This window comes from Mycobacterium sp. E3305 (assembly GCF_001666785.1).
GTDB lineage: Bacteria > Actinomycetota > Actinomycetes > Mycobacteriales > Mycobacteriaceae > Mycobacterium.
In genome coordinates this window covers 1-25468 of record NZ_LZJA01000198.1, presented here as the reverse complement: position 1 = coordinate 25468, position 25468 = coordinate 1, and the positions used below count along the sequence as shown (strand labels likewise).

Here is a 25468-nt window from a genome sequence, read left to right as displayed (position 1 = left end):
ACGGGCACCTGTCGCATTGGCTGAATTTCACCCCGACCCCGCTGATGGTGGTGCTGATCGCGCTGGTCGTCGCGGTGCCGATGCGGATGGCCTCGGCGGTCGACATGCCACGTTCGCGCGCCTCGACCATGCGGGACACCAGGAACACCTCGTAGTCGGTGGCCAGACCGAAGCCCACCGCGACGACCAGCGCGATCAGCACCACCATCAGCGGGGTCGGGGTGAAATTCAGCCAATGCGACAGGTGCCCGTCGACGAAGATCCACGTCAGGATGCCCATCGTGGACCCGAGCGTCAGCGCGCTCATCACCGCGGCCTTGATCGGCAACACCACCGATCCGAACGCCAGGAACATCAACAGCATGGTCGCGGTGAGCAACAGGACCAGCATCAGCGGAGCCTTGTCGAACAGGCTGTGGATGCTGTCCTGCTCCAGCGCGGGGGTGCCGCCGACATAGAGGTTGAGGCCCTTCGGCGGGTTTATCGCCCGCAGCTCGCTGATCTTCTTGGCGGCATCGTTCTTATTGACGAGGCCGTTCTGGATCACCCGCACCGAGCCGTCCTTGGGCACCGTCGTCCCGTTCGGGCCGGCGACGCAGGGGTTGCCCGCGATCGTCGGGCAGGGCCGCTCCTCCCAGGTCTTGTCGGTGAAGCCACCGATCGAGGAGATCCGGTTGCGGATGTCGGCGACCTGTTGGTCGGTGACCTTGCTGTTGTTGGTGCTCTGAATGACGACCGTGAGTTGCTCGGTGCGGTATCCGGGGAAGAGCTTGTCGAAGTGCTCCTGGGCCTGGCGCACCGAATTGTTCGGCGGCAAATACTTTTCGCTCATGCCACCGAACGACAGGTTGCCCAGGGGGATGACGAGCAGGATCATGCCGACGGCGATCGGGATGGCGAACGCGAGCGGCCGCTTCATCACCCAGTTGACCAGCTTGCCCCAGAAGCCGGCCTCGACCTCTTCGCGGGTCTTGGTCTTCTGCAGCCGGTCGGCGAGCCAGTTGAGGTAGGCGCGCGACCACTTCCAGTTCCGCAGGAACGGCACCCGGAACGCGGTCCGGACGCCCAGCGCGTCCACGTGGCGGCCGAGGATGCCCAGGCAGGCCGGCAGGAACGTGATCGACAGCAGCGCGGCCAGCCCCACCGCGGCGAAGATGGCGTAGGTCAGCGAGTGCACGAAGCCCTGCGGCAGCACCAGCAGGCTGGCGCTCGAGGCGATGATCAGCACCGCCGAGAACGTGACGGTGCGCCCGGCGGTCATCACCGTTCGGCGCACGGCCGCCTCGGTGTCGTAGCCCTCGGCGATTTCCTCCCGGAACCGGCTCACGACGAAAAGTCCGTAGTCGATGGCGATACCGAGGCCGATCAGCGAGACCACGGGCTGGGCGAAGAAGTGCACCGGCCCGAACATGGCGACGAGGCGGAGGATGCCGAGCGAGCCGGCGATGCTGAGCCCGCCGACGATGGCGGGCAGGCCGGCGGCGATCGCGCCGCCGAAGACCAGGAACAGCACAACCGTCACCAACGGCAGTGCCAGCACCTCCATGCGCCGCTGGTCGGTGGCGATGGTGCCGGTCAGGGCGTTGGCGATCGGCTCGAGGCCGGCCAGCGCCACCGTCCCGCCGTCGAGCTTCTGCAGATCGGGCGCGATCGCCTTGTAGTTGTTGAGGATCGTGTCGTCATCGTCGCCCTTGAGCGGGATGGAAACGAACGTGTGCTTGCGATCCTCGCTGACCATGCCCTTGATCAGGGGATTGGTGCTGTCCGGCGCGGCCAGCCAGCCGGCCCAGCCCACCACCTGGTCGGCGTGGTCGGTCTTGAACTTGTTGAGCTGGGCGACGATCTTGTCCCGCCATGCCGGGTCGTCCACCGTCTTGCCCTCCGGGGCGGTGAAAGTGGCGACGATGTGGCTGGTGCGGTCGCGGCCGTAGGTCTGGTCGCCCAGCACCGAGGCCTTCACGGATTGGCTGCCCTCGTCGTAGAAGCCGCTCTGTGTGACATGCTTGCCCAGGCTCATCCCGAAGACGCCACCCAGCAGGCACAGAGCTACCGTGACCCCGATCACGATGTACCGATACCGGTACACAGTTCGACCCCACCAGGCGAACACGCAAGCTCCTTACTGGATCGTCAACGACCCGCGTGGTGTCTCGGTTTCCAAGCCAGTGTCACACACGCGCGGTCAACAGAGCGGACAGCGGCCGGAACGGCTGCAGCCATGCTCCCTGGTCAGGCAGCGAATCTAGGCCGATTCGCGGCAACGGCTCCCGGAACACACCGCTGATGTCTTCCAGGTCGACAAAGTCCAAGGTATCCGACGCTAGCGCCCAACTCGCATGTTCGCGAAATCCGATGACTTGGACGGCGACTCCGGTGCGGGCTATCTCCTCCAGCGGCAGGCGAAATGCCTGCCCGTCGGCCGACGCCACCACCAGCGCCGCCAGCCCCTGGCTGCGCCGCAGCTCGATGTGGGCGAGCATGTCGCGGTCGACGTCGCTGTCCTCGTCGATCTTCGGCTTGGCGAATACGGCGAACCCCACGTTGCGCAGCGCGTCCACCCAGGGGCGGACGACGTCGGCGCTGCCCGGCGCGATGTTGGTGAACACGGTGGCCTCGGGCTCGACCACGACACCGGGCCGGCTCGCGCTGACCTCGGCCGTACGCGCCAGCAGCCAGCGGCCCAGGGCGTCGAACCGCGGGCGCTCCAGGGCGGTGGGTCGTCTGCCCAGGATCGAGCCGAGCCCCATGTCGAGGTTGGGCGCGTCCCAGACCAGCAAGACACGGCCACCCGGCGGTGAGAAGCTGCCCAGCGACGCGTCGTCGGACAACACCGCCAGGGGTTCTGCTGCCGCGGTCTGTTCTTCCGCCAGGCTCATGGTCATCGCCTACTCATGTCGCAGCCAGATGAATTCGGTGACGGCGCTGCCCGCCTCGTGGGCCTTCGTCTCGTACTTGGTGGTCGGCCGCACCACCGAGATCGGGAGCCTGCTCGCGGGGTCGATGCGGCGCAGCCGCGGCTCGGCATCGCCGACGGCACCGATGTGCTCGGCGTAGCCGGGGTGGTCCGTCGCCGCATGCAGGACACCACCAGGGAGTAACCGGTCGGCGATCAGGCCAACCGTGCCCGGCTGCAAAAACCGGCGCTTGTGGTGGCGGGCCTTCGGCCAGGGGTCGGGGAAGAAGACGCGGACTCCGGTCAGCGAGCGCGGCGGGATCAGCCGCTGCAGCACGTCAACGCCGTTGCCGCGGATCAAGCGGATGTTGCCGACCCCTTCGCGGTCGATCGCGCACAGCAGTTGCGCCAGCCCGCGCTTGTAGATCTCCACCGCGATCACATCTATATCGGGTTCGGCCTTGGCCATCGCCACGGTCGAGGTGCCGCTGCCGCAACCGATCTCGAGCACCAGGGGCGCCTCGCGGCCAAACCATGCGCGGGTGTCCAGTGCCGGCTCCATGCCGCCTTCGTCCGTCGCGGACTGGGTGCCGACGGAGAGGCCCAGCTGCGGCCACAGCCGTTCCCAGGTCTGCCGCTGGGCGTCGGAAAGGGCGGATCGCCGGGAGCGAAAGGTCGATGCCGGAAGAAGGCGCTGGTCGCGACGGTCGTCCGATTCCTCCTGGGGCACGGCGCGCCATACTCCCACCCCGGGTTGCGCATGCATTTGTCCATGGTGGCGCATAAACGTGTGATGTAGCCGCCCCTGGTCCGGATTGATACCCAACAGTTGCCTTCAGCTGGTAACAGTCAGACGGTGGCTCGCATCAAAGTGACGCAAGTGCCACCATTCGGTGGGACCCGACCGGCCCCCGGGTCGGATCCATCGAACCGAACGTGAAGCATGAGGGGACGATGAGGGGACAAGGACACCAGGATTTCGTCGACGAACTGGCGGGATTCGCCGCCGGCCACCCCGACCCGCGCGTGACGGCGATCGCGGAGCGGACGGCCGCGCCGCTGGCCGTGCTCGTTCGTGGCCGCCCCGGCGTCGGGCGCGGCACCGTCGCCCGGGCGCTGGCCCGCGCCGGCGCCGCCGCGGGCATCGCGGTGAGCACGGCGGATGGCCGTGCTGCCGACGTCGTCGTCCAGGTGCTCGCCGAGGTGGCCAAGCCCGAAGACGCCGACGCGATCGCCGGCGCCGGGCGCCCGGTGCTTGCGGTGCTGAACAAGGCGGACCTGGTCGGGTCGCTGTCGGGCGGGGACGGGCCGATCGCGGCGGCGCGCAGCCGCTGTGCGGAGCTGACCGCCCGGATCGGTGTGCCCATGCTGCCGGTGAGCGGCCTGCTCGCGGTCGCCGCGCTCGACGGCCTGGACGACTCGTTGTGGTCGGCGCTGCGGACGCTGGCCGCGCATCCGGGCGCCGCCGAGTGCCTCGACGGCTCTTTCACCGGGTTCTTGGCGGCCGACAACCCCCTGTCGACCAGCGTGCGGATGCGGTTGCTGAACAGCCTGGACCTGTTCGGCATCGCGCTCGGGGTCGCGGCGGCGCGGCAGGGCAGGACCACCGCGCAGCTACGGGCCCTGCTGCGCCGGACGAGCGGGATCGACGCCGTCCTGTCCAAGATCTCGGTCGCCGGCGCCGAGGCGCGCTACCGGCGGGTGCTGGACGCCGCCGCGGAGCTCGAGGCCCTGGCGGTCGGTGACGAGACGATCGGCGCGTTCCTGTCCCACGACGACACCGTGGTCGCACGGATGGCGGCGGCCGTCGACCTTGCCGAGGCGGCCGGGCTGAACCCGGGCGTGGCGGGGCCCGCCGACTGGGACCGCGACCCGTCCGCGCACCTGCCGCGGGCGGTGCGGTGGCAGCGTTACAGCCGCACAACCTCGAGCGAGCTGCACCGCGCCTGCGGCGACGACATCGCGCGGGGATCGATGCGCCTGTGGTCGCGGGCCTGCGGGTCGCTGCCGGGGGACTGGCGGTGAGCGCCGACACGCCCGATGATCCGATTGCCCGAGTGGACGCCCTGGTTGCGAGCATCGGGCCGGAGCTGGACCCTCCCGCCGTGCACCGCCGCGACGTGGTGCTGGTGACGGGACCGTGGCTGGCGGGGGTGAGCGCGGTGGCCGCGGCGCTGCGGGAACGGCTGCCGGGGCACAAGTTCGTCGAGTCGTCGGAGTTGGGGCCCGGCGACGTGCCGCTGGCCGTGGTGTTCGTGGTTTCCGCGGCGGCGCACCTCACGCCGTCCGACTGCGCGCTGCTGGACGCCGCCGCCGCGCACACCGATGCGGTGGTGGCGGCGGTGTCGAAGATCGACGTGCATCGGGGCTGGCGCGACGTCCTGGCCGCCGACCGCGAGACGCTGGCCGCGCATGCGCCGCGCTACGCCGGGGTGCCTTGGGTGGGCGCGGCCGCGCAACCCGACCTGGGCGAGCCGATCGTCGACGACCTGGCGGAGGCCGTCTCGGCGCGGCTGGCAGACCCGGAGCTCGATCGCCGAAACAGGCTGCGGGCCTGGGAGTCTCGGCTGGCCACCGTCGCGGAACGGTTCGACCGCCAGGCCGACGGCGCGGGGCGCCGGGCGCGGGTGGAAGCGTTGCGCGACGAGCGCAGCACCGCGCTGCGGCAGCGGCGCGAGGCGAGGACCGAGCGCACCGTCACGCTGCGCGGTCAGATCCAGCAGGCGCGCGTTCAGCTGTCGCACTTCGCGCGCAACCGGTGTTCGTCGGTGCGCAGCGAGCTGCAGGAAGACGCCGCCGGTCTGTCCCGGCGCAGCATGGCCGGCTTCGAGGCCCACACCCGCGGCCGGCTGGACGAGGTGGTGGCCGAGGTGAACGAGGGCACCGCCACCCATCTCGCGGACGTCGCGCAGGTGGTGGGCGTCGCGACGGCCCTGCCGCCCCTCGAGCAGCTGCCGACGGTCGACGTCCCGCCGCCCCCGCTGAAAGCGCGGCGGCACGAGACCTGGCTGATGTTGCTGCTGGGCGCCGGGTTCGGCCTGGGCGTGGCGCTGACCCTGAGCCGGCTGATGGGCGGGCTGGCCGCTCGGCTCAGCCCCGCCCTGTCGGTGGCCGCGGCGGTCACATGCGTGGCGATCGGCCTGGCGGTCACCCTGCTGGTCATCCACATCCGCAGCCTGCTGCGGGACCGGGCGCTGCTCGACCGCTGGGCGGGGGACGTCACCTCCTCGCTGCGGTCGGTGGCCGAGGAGCTGGTCGCCACCCGCGTCCTGGTCGCCGAGTCGGTGCTCAGCAAGGCCGTGTTGGCCCAGGACGAGGTCGAAAACGCCCAGGTGAGCGACCAGGTCGACGCCATCGACCGCGAGCTGCGCGCGCACGCCACGGCCGCGTCGCGGGACGCCGCCGCCCGGGACCGCGAGCTGCCGACGGTGCTGGCGGCCCTCGAGGCGGTGCGTGCGGAACTCGGTGAAGCGGGTATATCTACGTCCGACGATTCCGTTTCGGACGTGGAAAAAGCCGCGGCGGACGAGGCAACCGAAAAACCCGCTTCTTTCAGCGGTGATGCGGATGCCGGGGAAGCTTCTGAATCGTTGCTGTGAGAAGGCTTATACCTGCCCGAGGCTTCCCCGACAAGGTGCTCACGATAACCTGTAGTTAACGCCACCATTCAAGCAGCTGTGTGGTCGAGCACATACGCAATTGAAGAGATGTACGAGTACGCAGAAGGATTCAGGAGATTTCGATGACCTCAGCGACCATTCCCGGTTTGGACACCGCGCCCACCAACCATCAGGGGCTGCTGTCGTGGGTACGGGAGGTCGCCGAGCTCACTCAGCCTGAGCGCGTGGTGTTCACCGACGGCTCCGCCGAAGAGTTCGACCGGCTGGCCGGCGAGCTGGTCGAGGCCGGCACGTTCACGAAGCTGAACGAGAAGAAGCACCCCAATTCCTACCTGGCGTTGTCGGACCCGTCGGACGTTGCGCGTGTCGAGTCGCGGACCTTCATCTGCTCCGAGCGCGAGATCGACGCCGGCCCCACCAACAACTGGATGGACCCGGGCGAGATGCGGGCGCTGATGACCGACCTGTACCGCGGCTGCATGCGCGGCCGCACCATGTACGTGGTCCCGTTCTGCATGGGCCCGCTCGGCGCCGACGACCCCAAGCTGGGCGTCGAGATCACCGACTCGGAGTACGTCGTCGTCTCCATGCGCACGATGACCCGGATGGGCAAGGCCGCCCTGGAGAAGATCGGCGACGACGGGTTCTTCGTCAAGGCGCTGCACTCGGTGGGCGCCCCGCTCGAGCCCGGCCAGAAGGACGTGCCGTGGCCGTGCAACGACACCAAGTACATCACCCACTTCCCGGAGACCCGCGAAATCTGGAGCTACGGCTCCGGCTACGGCGGGAACGCCCTGCTGGGCAAGAAGTGCTATTCGCTGCGCATCGCCTCGGCGATGGCCCACGACGAGGGCTGGCTGGCCGAGCACATGCTGATCCTCAAGCTGATTTCCCCGGAGAACAAGGCGTACTACTTCGCCGCCGCGTTCCCGTCGGCCTGCGGCAAGACCAACCTCGCGATGCTGCAGCCGACCATCCCGGGCTGGCGCGCCGAGACCCTGGGCGATGACATCGCCTGGATGCGGTTCGGCAAGGACGGCCGGCTGTACGCGGTCAACCCGGAGTTCGGCTTCTTCGGGGTGGCGCCGGGCACCAACTGGAAGTCCAACCCCAACGCGATGCGCACCATCGCGGCGGGCAACACCGTGTTCACCAACGTCGCACTGACCGACGACGACGAGGTGTGGTGGGAAGGCCTGGAGGGCGAGCCGGACCACCTGATCGACTGGAAGGGCCAGGACTGGTACATCCGCGAGACGGAAACCAAAGCCGCCCACCCGAACTCGCGGTACTGCACCCCGATGTCGCAGTGCCCCATCCTGGCGCCGGAGTGGGACGACCCGCAGGGCGTGCCGATCTCGGGGATACTGTTCGGCGCCCGCCGCAAGACCACGGTGCCGCTGGTGACGCAGGCCCGCGACTGGCAGCACGGCGTGTTCATGGGCGCCACCATGGGCAGCGAGCAGACCGCCGCCGCCGAGGGCAAGGTCGGCACGGTGCGCCGCGACCCGATGGCCATGCTGCCGTTCCTGGGCTACCACGTCGGTGACTACTTCCAGCACTGGCTCGACCTGGGCAAGAACTCCGACGAGTCCAAGCTGCCGAAGGTGTTCTTCGTCAACTGGTTCCGCCGCGGCGAACAGGGCGAGTTCCTCTGGCCGGGCTTCGGCGAGAACAGCCGCGTGCTGAAGTGGATCGTCGACCGCATCGAGCACCGGGCCGGCGGTCAGGACACCCCGATCGGCATCGTGCCGACCGCGGCCGACCTGGATCTCGACGGCCTGGACGTCGAGGCCGAAGACGTCACGAAGGCGCTCGCGGTCAACGCCGCCGAGTGGCGCGAAGAGCTGCCCCTGATCGAGGAGTGGTTCGAGTTCGTCGGCGAGAAGCTGCCCACCGGCGTCAAGGACGAGTTCGAGGCGCTCAAGCAGCGGCTGGCCGACGCCGGCTAGCTAGCGCCTGCGGTCCCCACCCGCGCGCCGGGTGGGGCTGGTCCTCTTCTCCGCGTACATCAATTCGTCTGCCCGGGCCAGCAATTCGTCCAGGGTCGCGTGCTCGGCGACGGGCGCCTGCACCAGGCCGATGCTGGCGGACAGCCGGTAGGTGCGGTCGCTGGTCTCGTTGAAAGTGTGGAACGCCTCGGCGAGCCGTTCCTTGACCTCCGCCGTGCCGGCGTCGCGTTCGGTGATCATGACGCAGAATTCGTCGCCGCCGAGGCGGGCGACAATGTCGGACTCGCGCCGCACCTGGCGCAGCACCTCGGCGACGTCCTTGATCAGCGCGTCGCCGACGTCGTGTCCCTGTTCGTCGTTGACCCGCTTGAGCCCGTCGACGTCGAGGAAGGCGAGCACGCAGTTGTGCCCGAGGTGGTGCGCCCCGCGAAGCTTCTGCTCGGCCAGCAGGTAGAAGCCGCGGCGATTGCTGAGCCCGGTCAGCTCGTCGGTGACCGACAGCCGGCTGATCTCCTCGTTGGCCCTTTCCAGCTCGGCGGTGCGGTCGCGCACCCGCTGTTCCAGTTCGGAGTAGACCGCGACGTTCTCCATGGCGATCGACGTCGAATCGGCGAGGGCCTGCAGCAGGCGCACCTCCTGCTCGGACGGCGGATGCCGGTGCGCCCAGTAGTTGCCGATCGCCCCGATCGGGTCGAGCTTGCGGATCGGGACCATCACCAGGCTCTTGACGAAGGTCGCGCGGTAAAGGCCTTGCGGGATACGGGAATCCCGGTAGATGTCCGGGATGATCGCGGCCTCGCGGTTGCGCATCGCCCACCCGCTGACGCAGATCTCGATCGGGAAGCGGCTGCCCTTCCACAGCGGTGCGATGGCATCCTCGTCGGCGTAGTAGCAGGCGTCGTCGTCGCGCAGGACGAAAGTGGCGCCGTCGCAGCCGGTGAGCTCACGCGCCGAGGTCCGGACGATGCGCTGAATTTCCGGCAGGCTGCGCGCCAGCGACAATTCCTGGACCGCCTGCAGCAGGCGCTCCATGCCGTCGACATAGTCGTAAACGCCGAGTCGGCCGGTCGGCGAGCAGCACGCGGCGGGGGCGGACAGGCGCTCAGCCGCCTCCATGGGCACCTCCGTACCAAGACCGACCGGCCGCTCCGAAACCGCGTCGTGCAAGGGACGGTACCTCAACCCGATCGGCGCTGCACGAGTACCGATCCGGGGCCCGCGGCCCCGGCGCCCGACCACTTGACACCCGTCAAGTTTTTCGGCGGTACAGTCTGCCCATGCAGATTCGCGAGTACCTCGGCGCCGGCAAGGCCGCCGTCATCCTCCACCCCTCCGGCACGGTCATCACCTTCGACGAGCTCGAGGCGCGGGCCAACCGGCTGGCCCATTACTTCCGGCGGGCCGGCCTCGTCGAGGGCGACGCCGTCGCGATCCTGATGGAGAACAACGAACACATCCACGCGGTGATGTGGGCGGCGCGGCGCAGCGGCCTGTACTACGTGCCGATCAACACGCACCTGACAGCGGCCGAGGCCGCCTACATCATCGACAACAGCGCCGCCAAGGCGATCATCGGGTCGGCGGCGCTGCGCAAGACGTGCGAGAACCTGGCCGAGCACCTGCCCGGCGGCCTGCCCGGGCTGCTGCTGATCGCCGACGACGAACTCCAGGGCTGGCAGCGCTACCCCGAATGCGTTGCGGGCGAGCCCGACACCCCGATCGACGACGAACTCGAGGGCGACCTGCTGCAGTATTCGTCGGGCACCACCGGCCGGCCCAAGGGCATCAAACGCGAACTGCCGCACGTTCCGCCGTCCGAGGCGCCCGGCATGATGTCGGCGCTGGTGAGCTTCTGGATGAACCCGGACTCGATCTACCTGAGCCCGGCGCCGCTGTATCACACGGCGCCCTCGGTGTGGTCGATGAGCGCGCAGGCCGGCGGGGTCACGACGGTGGTGCTGGAGAAATTCGATGCCGAGGGCTGCCTCGACGCCATCCAGCGTCACCGCGTCACGCACGGCCAGTTCGTCCCGGCGATGTTCACCCGCATGCTGAAACTGCCTGAGGCGGTGCGTAATTCGTACGACCTGTCCAGCCTGCAGCGGGTCATGCACGCGGCGGCGCCCTGCCCGGTGGAGATCAAGAAGCAGATGATGGACTGGTGGGGGCCGATCATCGACGAGTACTACGCCTCCTCCGAGGCGCACGGGTCGACGCTGATCACCGCCGAAGAGTGGCTGGCGCACCCCGGCTCGGTCGGCAAACCGATGGGGGGCGCCCTGCACATCCTCGACGAGAACGGCAACGAGCTGCCGCCCGGGCAGGCCGGAGAGATCTACTTCGAGGGCGGATATTCGTTCGAATACCTCAACGACCCCACGAAAACCGCGGCCTCCCGCAGCAAGCACGGCTGGGCCACCGTCGGCGACATCGGCTACCTCGACGAGGAGGGCTACCTGTACCTGACCGACCGGCGCCACCACATGATCATCTCGGGCGGGGTGAACATCTACCCGCAGGAGGCCGAAAACCTCTTGGTCACCCACCCGAAGGTGTTGGACGCGGCCGTGTTCGGGGTTCCCGACGACGAGATGGGGCAACGCGTGCTCGCCGCCGTGCAGACCGTCGACCCGGGTGACGCCACCGACGAATTCGGCGACGAGCTGCTGGCCTGGCTGCGAGACCGACTGGCGCACTACAAATGTCCGAAATCGATCGCGTTCGAGACGCAATTGCCGCGCACCGACACCGGCAAGCTCTACAAGAACGGGCTGATCGAGAAATACTCGGTGTGACCCATGCTCCAGGTGGTGGACCTGGCGAGCCCGCCGGATGCCGGTCCCGCATCCCCCCCGGGGGTGATCCTGGCGCACGGCGCCGCTTCCGACCTCGAGCGCTGTGAATCCTGGCTGGAGGCAGCGACTTTCACCGTCACCGAGGACCGCTGTCACGATCGGCGGGCGATCACGGTCGAGTCGGTTCCCGACGCGCTCGCGCGGCTGACCGCTCGGTGTCGTCGTTGGCCGCACGCCAGCAGCGTCTGTGACGATGTGCTGCGCGGGGTGGACCCGGGCGGCCCGGCGCTGGCTGGGGTGGTGATCGAATCGCTGGCGTACTCGACCCTGCAGGCCGGACCCGAATTCGCGCGCTGGCTGGGCGAACGCGGTCCGGCCGAGATGCCCGACATCGCCGACCCGGTGCTGGCCCACCGCGACGGCGACACCGTGTGCATCGCGTTCAACCGGCCGCAGCGCCACAACGCGTTTTCCACCGACGCCCGCGCCGCGCTCCTGGAGGCGCTGACCGTCGCGCTACTGGACCCGTCCGTGTCCGGGATCGTGTTGCGCGGCAACGGGCCGTCGTTCTGCAGCGGGGGCGACCTCGCCGAGTTCGGCACCTTCGCCGACCCCGCGAGCGCGCACCTGGCCCGCACCCGGCACAGCCCCGCGCTGGCGCTCGACGCGCTGACCGCCCGGCTCGGTGACGCCTGCCGGGCCGAGGTGCACGGCCGCGTGCTGGGCAGCGGGCTGGAGATGGCGGCGTTCTGCGGATGGGTGGCCGCGCGGGAGGATTCGGTGTTCGGCCTTCCCGAACTCGAGCTGGGGCTGATCCCCGGCGCCGGCGGGACGCTCAGCGTCACCCGCCGAATCGGCCGGTGGCGCACCGCCTATCTCGTGCTGTCCGGGCGCACCATCGACGCCGAAACGGCGCTGGCCTGGGGTCTGGTCGACGCGATCCGCGACTAGAACTCGCCTAAAGCGTTGTCAGAAGCCGGAATACGTCGTGGTCGTGGTCGACGGCAGGTTCGAGACGGCGATCACGCCGATCGCCACATACAGGATCACCATGATCACCGCGAACACCGCGCCCGCGATGGCGCCGATGATGGCCCATTTCTTGGCGTTGTCGGCGGCGGCCTGCGCCTCGGCGTAGCGCCCCTGGGACCAGAGTCCGGACACCTTGGTGGAGTAGACGATCGACACGATTCCGAACGGCAGACAGCACAGCACGGTGCACAGGATGGCCCAGACGAGGTAGTTGTCCGGCTCCTGCTGGCCCGGCCAGCCCGGTTGCGGCGCCTGCCAACCCGGCTGCTGGCCCGGCCAACCCGGTTGCTGGCCCTGCCAACCCGGCGGCTGCCCCTGCCCACCGGGCGGCTGACCCTGCCATTCCGGCTGCTGACCCTGCCATTCCGGCGAGCCTTCGTACGGCCCAGGGGGATAACTCATGGCAGCCGACTTTCCTTCGTCGCAGTGACTTTTACTCCCGCGCCGCTTTGCTGGTGCCAGAAGTCAGGCAAATATACAGCACACCAGGGCGTCAAGCCCGCACATTCGGACTCAGATGCCACCGCGCGCGACGAGCTGCCCGGCGATCACGTTGCGCTGAATCTCGTTGGTGCCCTCGCCGACGATCATCAGGGGCGCGTCGCGGAAGTAACGCTCCACGTCGTATTCGCACGAGTAGCCGTAGCCGCCGTGAATCCGCACGGCGTTCAGCGCGATCTCCATCGCCACTTCGGAGGCGAACAGCTTGGCCATGCCCGCCTCCATGTCGCAGCGCTCGCCGCTGTCGTACCGCTCGGCGGCGTAGCGGGTGAGCTGACGGGCGGCGGTCAACTTGGTCGCCATGTCGGCCAGGTAGTTGCCCACCGACTGGTGCTTCCAGATCGGCCGCCCGAAGCTCTCCCGCTGCTGCGCATAGGCCAGCGCGTCCTCGAGCGCCGCGGTGCCCACGCCCAGCGCGCGGGCGGCGACCTGGATGCGCCCCGTTTCCAGGCCCTTCATCATTTGCGAAAAGCCCTCGCCCATCCGGCCGCCCAGCACCGCCGACTCCGGCGCGGAGAAGTCGTCGAACGACAACTCGCAGGATTCGACGCCCTTGTAGCCCAGCTTGGGAAGGTCTCGCGACACCGTCAGGCCCGGGCCGTGCTGGACGAGCACGATCGAGATGCCCCGATGTCGCGGCGCGGCGTTCGGATCGGTCTTGCACAGCAGCGCGATCAGATCGGACCTCCGCGCATTGCTGATCCACGTCTTGGCGCCGTTGATGCGCAGGCCGCCCGTGCCGTCGGGTAGGGCCGTCGTCGTCATGTTCTGCAGGTCCGAGCCGCCGCCCGGCTCCGTCAACGCCATGGTGGCCCGCAGCTCGCCGGTCGCCATCACCGGCAGGTAGGCCCGCTTCTGCTCCTCGGTCCCGAACAGCGTCAGCAGCTTTGCCACCACTGTGTGCCCGCCCATCGCCCCGGCCAGGCTCATCCACCCGCGGGCCAATTCCTCGGTGACCCGCACGTAGCACGGCATGGAGACCGGCGAACCGCCGTACTCCTCGGGAATCGCCAGGCCGTAGATGCCGATCCGCTTCATCTGCTCGATCCACGCCTCGGGATAGGTGTTGGCGTGCTCGATCTCACGGACCGTCGGTTTGACGTCCCGGTCGATGAACGCCCGCACCGTGGCGACGAGCATCTCTTCTTCGTCGTTCAGCTCACTTCTCACGTGTGCCATATTGGCCCCGTGACTTTTGCGTATGTACGGGAGGGCGGGCCCTACTTCGACGACCTCTCCGTCGGTCAGGTCTTCGACTGGGCGCCGGTGATCACGCTGTCCTCGGGATTGGCCGCGGTGCACCAGGCGATCGTGGGGGATCGGCTGCGGCTCGCCCTGGACGCCGGGCTGTGCGCCGCCGTGACCGGCCTGCCCGCCCCGCTGGCGCATCCGGCGCTGGTCTGCGATGTGGCGATCGGGCAGTCGACGCTGGCCACCCAGCGTGTCAAGGCCAACCTGTTCTACCGCGGCCTGGCGTTTCACCGGTTCCCGGTCATCGGCGACTCCCTGTACACCCGCACGGAAGTGGTTGGCTTGCGGGCGAACTCACCCAAGCCGGGTCGCGCTCCGACCGGGATGGCGGTGCTGCGGATGACCACCGTCGACCAGGACGACCGGCTGGTGCTCGACTTCTACCGCTGCGGCATGTTGCCCGCCGGCCCCGACTGGCGGCCCGACGAGGCGCCGCACGACGACCTGTCCACCATCGGCGCCGACGCGCCCGGCCCCGACGTCGACCCGACCGCGCACTGGGACGGCGAGGTCTTCCGGAACAAGGTGCCAGGTCCCCACTTCGAGCCGGGCCTGGCCGGTGCGGTGCTGCACAGCACCGGCGACGTCGTAAGCAGCGCCCCGGAGCTCGCCCGGCTCACGCTGAATATCGCCGCCACCCATCATGATTCGCGGGTCGGCGGGCGACGGCTGGTGTACGGCGGCCACACCATCGGGCTGGCGCTCGCGCAGGCGAGCCGGCTGCTGCCCAACCTGGTTACGGTGCTGGGCTGGGAATCCTGCGATCACACCGGTCCCGTCCACGAGGGCGACACCGTCTACAGCGAGTTGCACGTCGAGTCGGCCGAGCCGACCCGGCACGGTGGCGTGCTGCGGCTGCGGTCGCTGGTCTACGCGGCGGGCGAGCCGGACCGTGCGGTGCTGGACTGGCGATTCAGCGCGCTCCAGTTCTAGGACCGCCACGCGCACAATGGGAGGCGTGAGCTCGGCTACGTCGACGTGGGGGAGCAGCGGGCTGGCCTACCTGACCGGCCTGCCGGGCGGGCCGCCCGACTTCTCCCGCGCGAACGTGCTCTGGCACGCCCGGCGGGTGGCAACGGCCGTCGGCGAGCGGCTGGGCGTCGCGGTCGACGCCGCCGACCTGCTGGCCGGGCGGGCCGCGCTGCTGGGCCTGACCCGCGGCGGCCGGGTCTCCGCCGGGGGCGCCACCCGATTGCTGACGGCCGCCGACGGCTGGTGCGCGATCACGCTGTCGCGGCCCGACGACGCCGCCGCCGTCCCCGCCCTCGTGCAGAGCGACGACGTGGGGGCGGACCCGTGGCCGGCGGTGCGGCACTGGGCGGCAACGCATCACCGCTCCGCGGTCGTCGAGCGAGCGGCCCTGCTCGACATCCCGGCGGCCGCCCTGAGCGAGGCCGCGGCCGCGGCGCCGCGGATCCGACCGTGGGGCGCCCGCGGGCCGGCGCGCGACGTCGGCGGTCTGCTGGTCGCCGACCTGTCCTCGATGTGGGCCGGTCCGCTCTGCGGACAGCTGCTGGCGCGCGCCGGGGCGACAGTCGTCAAAGTCGAAAGCCCACGCCGACCCGACGGCACCCGGGCCGGGAACCAGGCCTTCTTCCATTGGATGAACGGTGAAAAGCTCTCCTATTGCGTCGATTTCGACACCAACGCCGACGAATTGCACGAGCTGCTTGCCGTCGCCGACATCGTGATCGAAGGCTCGCGGCCCGCGGCGCTGACGCGGCGCCGCCTCGGGCCGCACGACATCGAGCCAAGGCAGGGGCGAATCTGGTTGCGCATCACCGGCTATGACGGCGCCAGGCCAGGGTTCGGTGACGACGCCGCGGTGGCCGGCGGCCTGGTCGGCGTCGCCGCCGACGGACCGGTGTTCTGCGCCGACGCCATCGCCGATCCGCTGACGGGGCTGGAGGCGACGCGGTTGGTGGCCGATTCGCTGGGCCGCGGCGGCGGCGAACTGATCGAGATCGCGATGGCCGCGGTCGCCGCCGGTTACGCGGCGCTGCCGACGCAGGCGTCGGTGTCGAACCGGCCCGCGCCGCCCCCGCGTGTTCCGCAGGCTGCCCGCCGGTCGGCACGGCTGGGCGCCGACCACGAGGCCGTGCGCCGGATCGTGGCCGAAAGGAGTTGCCGGCGATGCTGATTCGTCGCGCGACTCTGCTGGACGGGACGACCACCGACATCCGGTTCGGCACCCGCATCGACGAAATGGGCGACGGGCTGGCCGCCGAGACCGGCGAGGGCGTGCTCTACGCCGGTGGGGGCACCGTCCTGCCCGGCCTGCACGACCACCACGTGCACGTGCGTTCGGCCGCCTCGGCCCTGGATTCGTTCTTCGTCGGGCCACCGGGTGTCAGCACCAAATACGAACTGGCACAACTGCTGTCGAACGCGACGCCGGGCCCCGACGGCTGGATTCGCGCCATCGGCTATCACGAGTCGGTCGCGGGCGATCTGGACCGGGACGCGCTCGACGCGATGGTGCGCACCGCCCCGGTGCGCATTCAGCACCGCAGCGGGGTGCTGTGGATCCTCAACTCCGAGGCGCTGGGCCGGATTGGGCTTTCCGAACATCCCGACGGGCGCCTGCGCAGCGCGGACCACGGCTGGTCGGACCTGCTGCAGCGGCGCGAGAGCGACCTGGCGGAGCTGAGCCGGCGAATCACCGCCACCGGCGTCACCGGCGTCACCGACGCCACCCCGGACCTCGACGCCGACGACATGGTGTCGCTCGTGGTGGCGCACCGGCACGGCGAGTTCCGGCCACGACCGAGTTTCCTGTCCCCGGGCAAGATCATCCTGCACGACGACCGCCTCGACCTCGACGCCCTGACGGACTGGATCGGAGACCACCACGACACGGGCAGGCCCGTCGCCGTGCACTGCGTGACCGCGGCCCAGCTGGTGGTCACCATCGCCGCGCTGCGGTCGGCCGGCAGCCATCCACGAGATCGGATCGAGCACGCCGCCGTGGTGCCGCAGGACAACGTGGCCGACCTCGCCGAGCTGGGTGTCACCGTGGTGACGCAACCCAACCTCGTTGCCGAGCGCGGCGACCACTACCTCGCCGACGTCCCCACCGCCGAGCAACCCGAGCTGTGGCGGGTGGCCTCCCTGCTGGAGGCGACGGTGCCGGTGGCCCTGTCCACCGACATGCCGTTCGGCCACGGCGACCCCTGGACGGCGATGCGCGCCGCCGTCCACCGCACCACTGTCAGCGGCGCCGTGCTGAACCCCAACGAATGTGTCTCCGCCCGAGAGGCTTTGACGATGTTCCTCGGCCGGCCGGACCGGCCGGGCCAGCCGCGCACCGTGGCGGTCGGAGAGCCGGCGGACCTCTGTGTGCTGAGCGAGCCGCCGGCGACGGCGCTGGCCGAGCTCGACGCAGGCATGGTGGCGGCCACCATCATCGGCGGTGAACTCGTCTACTTCTCGATGTGACCGGCGATCACGGCGCGGTGGCCAGGGCGGCGCGCAGCATTGCACACTGGCTGTCGAAAAAACGCTGCGACACTTGCGCTTTGGGCACGATCAGGTCGAAGCCGTGGAAGGCGCCCGGGATCGTCTCGACCTGGCACGGCACCCCGGCGGCCGTCAGCCGGTCCGCGTACGCCAGGTCCTCGTCGTGGAACAGGTCATGCGTGCCGACTCCGATCCAGGCCGGCGGCAGCCCGCTCAGGTCGTCGCGCCGCCCCGGCACCGCGACCTGCGGGTCGGCGTCGCCGAGATACGCCGACCAGCCGAACTGGTTGCTGCGGTTGTCCCACAGCCGATAGTTCGAGCTGGGGGCGGTGGCCGAACTGCGGTCGTCGAGCATCGGATACGTCAGCAGCTGGAACGCGGGGCTCACCTCGGCGCGGTCGCGGGCGAGCAGCGCCAGGGCCGCGGCCAGGCCGCCGCCGGCGCTGGCCCCGCCGATGGCCACCCGGTACCGGTCCACGGACGGCAGATTCGCCAGCCAGGTCAACGCCGAATAGCAGTCCTCCAGCGGCACCGGGTACGGATGTTCGGGCGCCAGGCGGTATTCCACCGATGCGACGGTGATGCCCAGCCGGCGGCTGAACCCACTGCAGAGCCGGTCGTCCTGTTCGGCGGTGCCGATCACGTATCCGCCGCCGTGGATCCACAGCAGCGCCGGGGCCGGTCCCGCGACGCCGGCCGGCCGGAACAGCCGGACGCCGGCCCCCGAACCCAGCGTGATGACCTCGACATCGCGGACGGGCTTGCTGAGGCGGCTGCGCAACGCGATCCCGGCCCGCATCAGCGGCAGCGTGCGGGGACCGACGAGTCGGCGCGGGGCGAATCGGGCGATCCGCTGCAGGTCAGGGTGAACATCGGCGTTCGGCACCGCATCAGTATCACCGACGCGGAAAACCGCGCGGCCTGCTATCAGTGATACGCGGGGGTCGGACATGGGAGGCAAACGTGACCGGGAACGTCCCGAGGCTCGCTGCGCGGTTCGTCGACACCGCGCTCGGCAAGATACGCGTGCAGGTCAGCCCGGGCACCGGCGCCGCGGTGCTGCTGTGGCCCAGCCTGTTGATGACCGGGGACCTGTGGTCCGGCCAGGCCGCCCGGTTCGGGGCGAGCCACCGCCTGGTGCTGATCGACCCGCCCGGCCACGGCGGCAGCGAGCCGCTCCGGTCGGCCTTCACGTTCACCGACTGCGCGAGCTGCGTCGTCGACCTGCTGGACGGGCTCGGCATCGAGAAGGCCCACTTCGTCGGCAATTCCTGGGGCGGCATGATCGGCGCCACGTTCGCGGCGCTGCACCCCGATCGCCTCGACCGCGCCGTCCTGATGAACTGCACGGCGTCGAAGGCGGGCGCCGTTCAGAAGGCGAAATACGCGGCCATGTTGCGCGCGGCGGCGCTGCTGGGCGGCATCCGGCCGCCCCTGACGCGGTCGGCCCTGCGCGCGTTCCTCGGCCCGACGACGCTGCGCGCCCGGCCGGACGTGGTCGAGACCGTGCGCGCCGGCCTGCGGGCGGTCGACATCGATTCGGCCCGCTGGGCGGTCCGCAGCGTGGTCCCCGCCCGGCCCGACCAGCACGCGCTGCTGGGAACCATCGCGGCCCCGGTCCTGGTGGTCGCCGGCGCGGAGGACGCCACTTTTCCCGTCGCGGAGACTCGGGCCATGGCGGAGTCGATCCCCGGTGCGTCGTTTCGCGTGCTCGACGGCATCGCGCACCTGGCGGCGCTGGAAGACCCCGCCCGGGTCAACGACGTACTTGAGGCCTTCCTGTTCGGCGCCCCCGCTTGATCCGCGAGAACGCGTGTGGCAAGGGAGTTCTGCCGAATCCCCGGCGGGACTGAACCATTCCGCGCCCTGGCGCGTAGCCCAAAGGCGGTGGATTAGCCGCACGAAGATCGGGGTATCGGTGGAATGCTGGCGAGCGCGGCACGCGTCAGCGTTTCGTCGTCGCAACGTCCCTCACCGGGACCGAGCGTGGACCGCCCGGGCGGGCAGGACGCGAGGGACGTGAATGCTGGGTCATCTCTACGATCAGGCACTCGGCGGCGAGCGATGTTGGATTCGCCACGACGACGGGGAGCTGCGGCCGCTCCCGGCGCACCGCTGGTTGGGGGTGCGATGTCCCGACGACGTATGTCCCGGTGATGGATCTGAGGACGCCTTCGACGAAGTCTTCGACGAAGCCGTCACCCAGATGTGCACCGGGCCGACGATCGAATTGGGTTGCGGCCCGGGCAGACTGGTGGCCCGGCTGATCCAGCGGGGGATACCGGCCCTGGGCATCGACCGCTCCGTCGCCGCGATTCGGCTGGCGGGACGCGGCGGCGCGCCGGCCCTGCTGGGCGATGTGTTCGACCCGCTGCCCGGCATGGGTCTTTGGCAGACGGTATTGCTGGTCGACGGCAACGTCGGCCTCGGCGGAGACCCGTGCCGCATCCTGGGACGGGCGGCAGAGCTGCTGGCCCGGGGCGGGCGGTGCGTCGCCGAATTCGACGCCGAGAACATCGGCATCCGTGCGCGCTGGGTCCGGCTGGAGTCCGCGGGCGAGGTCGGACCCTGGTTTCGGTGGGCGTCGGTCGGCGTGGACAGCGCCGCGGCGCTCGCGGCGCAGGTCGGTCTGACGCTGACCGGTCTCCGTCTGATCGGCGATCGCGTAATCGCGTGTCTGGCGTCCATGTGAGCGTGTCGCGGCCGGCCGTCTCTTGGTCGAATGGCAAACGCCGCCGTCTCCGCGAGCACGGCAAATCGGCACACGGCAACCGCAGCCCCAGCGTGTTTCCGACGCCGGATGATGGGTCGACGCAAACGTCAGTTTCGGACCTGGCCCCGGGGGTACGCTGCCCTCACACGACGGCAAGGAGGCCGAGTATGACTTCGTGCGCGAAATGGTTGCTGCGGGCACGTCCCGGCGACTACGCGCTGGCCTTGAGCGTCGCGGGTGCGTCGCTGCCGGTGGTCGGCAAGCACCTCGAGCCCCTGGGCGGCCTCACGGCGATGGGCATCTGGGGCGCCCGGCACGCACCCGACTTCCTCTCCGGCATGACCAAGCCGCGTCAGGCGAAGGAAGCCGCCGAGTCGCTGCGCGGCGATGACGTCAGCATTCAGGACGTGTCCGTCGCGGCGCTGCGGGGCATCGTGTCGGCCGCCGACCTGGAGCTGGAATGGCCCGCGGCGGTACGGACGCCGCCGATCTGGGACGCGATGCGCCAGCGCCGCTACCTCCACCGCCGCGCGGTCCACTACGGGGACCACCCCGCGCAGGTGCTCGACGTGTGGCGCCGCAAGGACCTGCCCGCGCAGCCCGCGCCGGTGCTCATCTTCGTGCCGGGCGGCGCCTGGGTGCACGGCAAGGCCATGGGTCAGGGCTCGGCCCTGATGTCCCGGTTGGCGGAGCAGGGTTGGGTCTGCCTGGCGATCGATTACCGCGTCGCCCCGCACCACCGCTGGCCGCGGCACATCGTCGACGTCAAGACGGCGATCGCGTGGGCGCGTGCCAACGTCGACAAGTTCGGCGGCGACCGCGATTTCGTCGCCGTGGCCGGGTGTTCGGCCGGCGGCCATCTGTCCGCACTGGCCGGGCTCACCCCCGACGACCCGCAGTACCACGCGAAGCTGCCCGAAGGCGCCAACACCTCGGTCGACGCCGTGGTCGGCATCTACGGTCGCTACGACTGGGAGGATCGGTCGACCCCGGAGCGGGACCGGTTCGTCGACTTCCTGGAGCGGGTCGTCGTCAGGCGCAGGATGGACCGCCACCCCCAGGTGTTCCGCGACGCGTCCCCGATGGCGCGTGTGCATCGAAATGCCCCGCCGTTCTTGGTGATTCACGGCAGCAGGGACAGCGTCATTCCCGTCGAGCAGGCGCGCAGCTTCGTGGACCGGATGCGGACGGTGTCGCATTCGATGGTGGGCTACCTGGAGTTGCCCGGCGCGGGCCACGGGTACGACCTCGTCGACGGGGAACGGGCGGGCGCCGCGGCGCACGCGACTTCGCTGTTCCTCAACCAGGTTTACCGCACCAAGACAAACGCGGCCAAAGAGGTTATCTGAACCGCCGCCGCTGAGTATGGTCCCTTTATGGGTAAGGGGCAGCGGTGAAACGGCTGAGCGGGTGGGATGCGGTCTTGCTCTACAGCGAGACGCCGAACGTGCACATGCACACCATCAAAGCCGCTGTGATCGAACTCGATTCCGATCGTCTTGACTTCGGCATCGACGCGTTCCGCGAAGTCATTCGCGGCCGCCTGGGCAAGCTGGAACCGTTCTGCTATCAGCTGGTCGAGATCCCCTTCAAGCTCCACCACCCGATGTGGCGGGAGCACTGCGACCTCGACCTGGACTACCACATCCGGCCATGGCGGCTGCCCGCTCCGGGTGGCCGGCGCGAACTGGACGAGGCCATCGGGCGCATCGCCAGCACGCCGCTGGACCGCAGCCGGCCGCTGTGGGAGATGTACTTCGTCGAAGGCCTGGCGAACAACCGGATCGCGGTGGTGGGCAAGATCCACCACGCGCTCGCCGACGGGGTCGCCTCGGCCAACCTGATGGCCCGCGGCATGGACCTGCAGCCCGGACCCGAGGGCGGGCCGTACGTGTCCGACCCGCCGCCCACCACCGGGCAGCTGATGGGTTCGGCGTTCGCCGACCACCTGCGCCACGTGGGGCGGATCCCGTCGACGATCCGCTACACCGCGCAGGGGCTGGGCCGGGTGCGCCGCAGCTCACGCAAGCTGTCACCGGAGTTGAGCCGGCCGTTCGAACCTCCGCCCACCTTCATGAACCACAAGATCACCCCGGAGCGCCGGTTCGCCACCGCCACCCTGGCGCTGGCCGATGTGAAGGAGACGGGGAAGCGGCTGGGAGCGACGATCAACGACATGGTGCTCGCCATGGCGACCGGCGCGCTGCGCACTCTGCAGCTGCGCTACGACGGCGAGGCCGTTCCGCTGCTGGCGTCGGTGCCGATGAGCTTCGACTTCTCGCCGGAGCGGATCTCCGGCAACCGCTTCACCGGCGTGCTGGTGGGCCTCCCGACCGATTCCGACGATCCGCTGGAGCGGGTGCAGTGCAGCCACGAGAACGCGATCGCCGCAAAGGAGAGCAACCAGCTGATGGGGCCTGAGCTGGTCAGCCGCTGGGCGGCCTACATGCCGCCCGCGCCGACCCAGGCCTTCTTCCGGTGGGCGTCCGGCCGCGACGGGCACAACAAGATCCTGAACCTGAACATCTCCAACGTGCCGGGTCCGCGCGAGCGCGGCCGGGTGGGCGGCGCGCTGGTCACCGAGATCTACTCGGTGGGCCCGTTGACCGCAGGCAGCGGCCTCAACATCACCGTGTGGAGCTACGTGGACCAGCTCAACATCTCGGTGCTGTCCGACGGCGCCACGCTCAAGGACCCGCACGAGGTGACCGAGGCCATGGTCGCCGACTTCATCGAAATACGCAGGGCCGCAGGGCTTCCCGAAGAGCTGACGGTCGTCGAGGCCGCGATGGCGCCAGCCTGAGGGCTATCCCGGAAACGGGACTCTCGACTGGTGCCAATGCCATTTCCGTCGACCGCTACGATCTTCTCGGATAAGCAGCCACCCCTACCCGAAGGAGCTGTGCGGCCGTGAGCGAAGACGCCAACGAACCCGAAGTCCTGGTCGAACAGCGGGATCGGATTCTAATCATCACGATCAACCGGCCCAAGGCGAAGAACGCGGTCAACGCCGCGGTGGCCAACGGCCTGGCCGCGGCCGTCGATCGGCTCGACGGCGACGCCGGTCTCTCGGTGGGCATCCTGACCGGCGCGGGCGGATCCTTCTGCGCGGGCATGGACCTCAAGGCCTTCGCGCGCGGCGAGCTGCCGATCGTGGCGGGCCGGGGCATGGGCTTCACCGAGCGCCCACCCGCCAAGCCGCTGATCGCGGCGGTCGAGGGCTACGCGCTGGCCGGCGGCACCGAGCTCGCCTTGGCCACCGACCTGATCGTCGCGTCCAAGGACTCGGCCTTCGGCATCCCCGAGGTCAAGCGCGGGCTGGTCGCCGGGGGCGGCGGCCTGCTGCGGCTGCCGCAGCGCATCCCGTCGGCCATCGCGATGGAGCTGGCGCTCACCGGGGAAAACCTGCCCGCCGAGCGCGCCCACGCGCTCGGGCTGGTCAACGTGTTGGCCGAGCCGGGTAAGGCGCTCGACGAGGCGATCGCGCTGGCCGAGAAGATCGCCGCCAACGGCCCGCTGGCGGTGGCCGCCACCAAGCGGATCATCGTCGAGTCCCGCGGCTGGAGCCCCGAGGAGATGTTCGCCGAGCAGAACAAGCTGCTGGCGCCGGTGTTCGCGTCCAACGACGCGAAGGAGGGCGCGATCGCCTTCGCCGAGAAGCGCCCACCGCGCTGGACGGGCAGCTGAGCGGCCGGGTTACACTATGGCTTAGATTTGTAAACCGTTGGGGAATCGGAAAGATCGAGGATGAGCATTTCGCTGCTGCTCGAGATGGCCGCGTCGAGCAACCCCGATCGCACGGCGGTCGTCTCCGGCGACGTGCGGCTGACGACGCAGCAGCTCAGCGACCTGGCCGACGGTGGCGCCGGCGTGATCGCCGGATCCGGCGCCAGGCACGTCGCGTACGTGGGCACCGGCGGCGCCATGCTCCCGGTCCTCATCTTCGCGGCCGCGCGCGCCGGGGTCGCCTTCACGCCGATCAACTACCGGCTGTCCGCCGACGGCATCCAGGCGCTGATCGACCGCCTGCCCGAGCCGCTGGTGGTCGTCGACAGCCGGTACAGCGACATGCTGGGCGGGGCGTCGCCGCGGCTGATGACCACCGAGGAATTTCTGACCGCGGCGCGCGGTGCCGAGCCGGCCGCCGAGTTCCCCGACCCGGAGTCCGTCGCGATCGTCCTGTTCACGTCCGGCACCACGTCGCAGCCCAAGGCCGTCGAACTCTCGCACAACAACCTGACCAGTTATGTCACCGGGACAGTGGAGTTCGAATCGGCCGACGCGGGCGAGGCGGCACTGATCTGCGTTCCGCCGTATCACATCGCCGGGGTCAGCGCCGCGCTGTCCAACCTGTACGCCGGGCGCAAGATGGTCTACCTGCCCACCTTCGACGCCCAGGAATGGGTGCGGTTGGTCGACGCCGAGCGAGTGACCACCGCGACGGTTGTGCCCACCATGCTGGATCGGATCGTCACGGTGCTGGAGAGCGGCGGTCACGAGCTGACGTCGCTGCGCAACCTGGCCTACGGCGGCTCCAAGGTGGGCCTGCCGCTGGTGCGCCGGGCGCTGGAGCTGCTGCCGCACGTGGGCTTCGTCAACGCCTACGGCCTGACCGAGACCAGCTCGACGATCGCGGTGTTGGGGCCCGACGACCACCGGGAGGCGCACTCGGCGGCGGAGGCGCACGTCGCCAAGAGGCTGGGGTCGGTCGGACGCCCCGTTCCCGGCATCGAACTGCAGATCCGCGACGAGGACGGCAAGGTGCTGGGACCCGGCGAACCCGGTGAGCTGTTCGTGCGGGGCGAGCAGGTGTCGGGGCGCTACACCGGGATCGGCTCGGTGCTCGACGACGAGGGCTGGTTCCCGACTCGCGACGTCGCCCTGCTCGACCAGGACGGCTACCTTTTCGTCAGCGGTCGCAGCGACGACACCATCATCCGCGGGGGCGAGAACATCGCGCCGGCGGAGCTGGAGGAGGTGCTCATCGAGCACTCCCACGTGCGCGACGTCGCCGTGGTCGGCGTGGAGGACCCGCAATGGGGACAGGCGATCGTCGCCGTCGTGGTCCCGGCCGTCGGGATCGATCCCGACCCCGAGGAGCTGCGCGAGCACGTCCGCAAGAGCCTGCGCGGCTCGCGCACCCCGGACCACGTGGTGTTTCGCGACGAGTTGCCCACCACGGCGACCGGCAAGGTGCTGCGCCGCGAGATCGTCAAAGACTTAGGTGCACTGCGTGCCGCGCCGGCCGACCA

Annotated in this window: 21 protein-coding genes; 14 read left to right on the top strand and 7 right to left on the bottom strand. The window is 69.9% G+C overall.

The window, feature by feature from the left end:
* The 3 genes from A5701_RS18385 to trmB form a co-directional block, all read right to left on the bottom strand.
* The coding region (locus tag A5701_RS18385) for an MMPL family transporter (RefSeq protein WP_067756827.1) at nt 1–2110 on the bottom strand (2110 nt) is incomplete at its 3' end.
* Between the two features lie 58 nt (nt 2111–2168).
* Nucleotides 2169–2876 (bottom strand): NYN domain-containing protein, encoded by a 708-nt coding sequence (locus A5701_RS18380; protein WP_067756824.1) that lies wholly within the window; start codon nt 2874–2876, stop codon nt 2169–2171.
* Nucleotides 2877–2885: 9 nt separating this feature from the next.
* Nucleotides 2886–3677, bottom strand: a complete 792-nt coding sequence (gene trmB / locus A5701_RS18375) for a tRNA (guanosine(46)-N7)-methyltransferase TrmB (RefSeq protein WP_197505013.1) — start codon at nt 3675–3677, stop codon at nt 2886–2888.
* Between the two features lie 170 nt (nt 3678–3847).
* Here trmB and A5701_RS18370 point away from each other — a divergent pair, with 170 nt between their 5' ends.
* The 3 genes from A5701_RS18370 to A5701_RS18360 all read left to right on the top strand — a co-directional run bounded on the left by A5701_RS18370 (nt 3848) and on the right by A5701_RS18360 (nt 8465).
* Nucleotides 3848–4918 (top strand): hypothetical protein, encoded by a 1071-nt coding sequence (locus A5701_RS18370; protein ID WP_067756807.1) that lies wholly within the window; start codon nt 3848–3850, stop codon nt 4916–4918.
* Nucleotides 4915–6492, top strand: a complete 1578-nt coding sequence (locus A5701_RS18365) for a hypothetical protein (RefSeq protein WP_197505012.1) — start codon at nt 4915–4917, stop codon at nt 6490–6492. Before A5701_RS18370 ends, A5701_RS18365 begins: the two co-directional genes overlap by 4 nt.
* A 143-nt stretch (nt 6493–6635) precedes the next feature.
* Nucleotides 6636–8465: a phosphoenolpyruvate carboxykinase (GTP) gene (locus A5701_RS18360; protein WP_067756800.1), complete on the top strand. Its 1830-nt coding sequence runs from the start codon at nt 6636–6638 to the stop codon at nt 8463–8465.
* Here A5701_RS18360 and A5701_RS18355 read toward each other — a convergent pair whose 3' ends face one another.
* Complete coding sequence (locus tag A5701_RS18355; protein WP_082950470.1) at nt 8466–9581, bottom strand: sensor domain-containing diguanylate cyclase; 1116 nt, start codon at nt 9579–9581, stop codon at nt 8466–8468. It abuts the gene before it with no gap.
* 161 nt (nt 9582–9742) lie between these two features.
* Here A5701_RS18355 and fadD4 point away from each other — a divergent pair, with 161 nt between their 5' ends.
* Nucleotides 9743–11260 (top strand): fatty-acid--CoA ligase FadD4, encoded by a 1518-nt coding sequence (fadD4, locus tag A5701_RS18350; RefSeq protein WP_067756797.1) that lies wholly within the window; start codon nt 9743–9745, stop codon nt 11258–11260.
* A 3-nt stretch (nt 11261–11263) separates the two neighbouring features.
* Complete coding sequence (locus A5701_RS18345) at nt 11264–12211, top strand: enoyl-CoA hydratase/isomerase family protein (protein ID WP_067756794.1); 948 nt, start codon at nt 11264–11266, stop codon at nt 12209–12211.
* Nucleotides 12212–12229: 18 nt separating this feature from the next.
* Here the strand turns inward: A5701_RS18345 and A5701_RS18340 are convergent, their stop codons facing one another.
* On the bottom strand, nt 12230–12694 hold the full coding sequence (locus tag A5701_RS18340) for a CD225/dispanin family protein (protein WP_067756791.1): 465 nt from the start codon (nt 12692–12694) through the stop codon (nt 12230–12232).
* 111 nt (nt 12695–12805) lie between these two features.
* The gene (locus A5701_RS18335; RefSeq protein ID WP_067756817.1) at nt 12806–13951 is read right to left on the bottom strand and encodes an acyl-CoA dehydrogenase family protein; all 1146 of its coding nucleotides are present in this window, start codon (nt 13949–13951) and stop codon (nt 12806–12808) included.
* Between the two features lie 30 nt (nt 13952–13981).
* Between A5701_RS18335 and A5701_RS18330 the strand changes: the two genes are divergently transcribed.
* From A5701_RS18330 to A5701_RS18320, 3 genes are read left to right on the top strand one after another with little or no spacing between them, the layout of a single operon-like run.
* On the top strand, nt 13982–14977 hold the full coding sequence (locus A5701_RS18330) for a MaoC family dehydratase (RefSeq protein ID WP_067756787.1): 996 nt from the start codon (nt 13982–13984) through the stop codon (nt 14975–14977).
* A gap of 16 nt (nt 14978–14993) precedes the next feature.
* Nucleotides 14994–16184: a CoA transferase gene (locus tag A5701_RS18325; RefSeq protein WP_067756784.1), complete on the top strand. Its 1191-nt coding sequence runs from the start codon at nt 14994–14996 to the stop codon at nt 16182–16184.
* The gene (locus A5701_RS18320) at nt 16178–17482 is read left to right on the top strand and encodes an amidohydrolase family protein (protein WP_067756781.1); all 1305 of its coding nucleotides are present in this window, start codon (nt 16178–16180) and stop codon (nt 17480–17482) included. The genes A5701_RS18325 and A5701_RS18320 overlap by 7 nt, the downstream gene beginning before the upstream one ends.
* A gap of 7 nt (nt 17483–17489) precedes the next feature.
* Here the strand turns inward: A5701_RS18320 and A5701_RS18315 are convergent, their stop codons facing one another.
* Entirely contained in the window at nt 17490–18389 is a 900-nt protein-coding gene (locus A5701_RS18315; protein ID WP_067756778.1) for an alpha/beta hydrolase, read from the bottom strand.
* Nucleotides 18390–18466: 77 nt separating this feature from the next.
* On the opposite strand from A5701_RS18315, the gene A5701_RS18310 reads away from it, so the two are divergent.
* The 6 genes from A5701_RS18310 to A5701_RS18285 all read left to right on the top strand — a co-directional run.
* On the top strand, nt 18467–19303 hold the full coding sequence (locus A5701_RS18310) for an alpha/beta fold hydrolase (RefSeq protein ID WP_197498954.1): 837 nt from the start codon (nt 18467–18469) through the stop codon (nt 19301–19303).
* Nucleotides 19304–19526: 223 nt separating this feature from the next.
* The gene (locus tag A5701_RS18305) at nt 19527–20195 is read left to right on the top strand and encodes an SAM-dependent methyltransferase (RefSeq protein WP_067756775.1); all 669 of its coding nucleotides are present in this window, start codon (nt 19527–19529) and stop codon (nt 20193–20195) included.
* Nucleotides 20196–20383: 188 nt separating this feature from the next.
* Nucleotides 20384–21565, top strand: a complete 1182-nt coding sequence (locus A5701_RS18300; RefSeq protein ID WP_067756772.1) for an alpha/beta hydrolase — start codon at nt 20384–20386, stop codon at nt 21563–21565.
* Nucleotides 21566–21609: 44 nt separating this feature from the next.
* On the top strand, nt 21610–23019 hold the full coding sequence (locus A5701_RS18295) for a wax ester/triacylglycerol synthase family O-acyltransferase (protein ID WP_067756769.1): 1410 nt from the start codon (nt 21610–21612) through the stop codon (nt 23017–23019).
* A 107-nt stretch (nt 23020–23126) separates the two neighbouring features.
* Nucleotides 23127–23903, top strand: a complete 777-nt coding sequence (locus A5701_RS18290) for a crotonase/enoyl-CoA hydratase family protein (RefSeq protein ID WP_067756766.1) — start codon at nt 23127–23129, stop codon at nt 23901–23903.
* Between the two features lie 60 nt (nt 23904–23963).
* On the top strand, nt 23964–25468 hold a 1505-nt coding region (locus A5701_RS18285; RefSeq protein WP_067756763.1), incomplete at its 3' end, for a class I adenylate-forming enzyme family protein.